The sequence below is a fragment of the Lactococcus sp. DD01 genome, from assembly GCF_001578715.1.
Classification (GTDB): Bacteria; Bacillota; Bacilli; order Lactobacillales; family Streptococcaceae; genus Lactococcus; species Lactococcus petauri.
The window spans coordinates 1-394 of sequence record NZ_KQ968962.1; the positions used below are offsets into that span (position 1 = coordinate 1).

General features: G+C 42.9%; 3 tRNA genes. All 3 read left to right on the forward strand.

Features of this window, described 5'->3' with window-relative positions:
- Positions 1–48 precede the first annotated feature (48 nt).
- The 3 genes from LACDD01_RS11330 (at position 49) to LACDD01_RS11340 (ending at position 291) form a co-directional block, all read left to right on the forward strand.
- Positions 49–134, forward strand: a tRNA-Leu gene (locus tag LACDD01_RS11330).
- 7 nt (positions 135–141) lie between these two features.
- Positions 142–216: transfer RNA gene (locus LACDD01_RS11335), tRNA-Arg, on the forward strand.
- Position 217: 1 nt separating this feature from the next.
- Positions 218–291, forward strand: a tRNA-Cys gene (locus LACDD01_RS11340).
- The last annotated feature ends 103 nt before the right edge of the window (positions 292–394 follow it).

Consider the following 394-nt stretch of genomic DNA (forward strand, 5'->3'; position numbering starts at 1 on the left):
CTGCTCTTGGAAAAGATTTTGATGTATCTTATTTCAGGAACGATGATTGCAGGTGTGGTGGAAATGGAGATACACAGGAGACTTAAAATCTCCCGCTTAAATGATTACGAGTTCGAGTCTCGTCACCTGCACCAGAATTAACGGGGCATAGTCTAGCGGATAGGCAGGAGTCTTCTAAACTCCTTTACGCGGGTTCGAATCCTGCTGCCTCGACCAAGCACTGTTGCTGGAGTGGTAACAGCTTCGTCTGCAAAACGAATGTCGTGGGTTCGATTCCCTCACAGTGCTCCAAAGCTTTAAATTTAAAGTAAAATATGTTAAAATAACCCTTGACAGAGAAATACATCTCTGATAATATGAATGAGTGGGGTTAATTATGGCAGCAAAACAACAG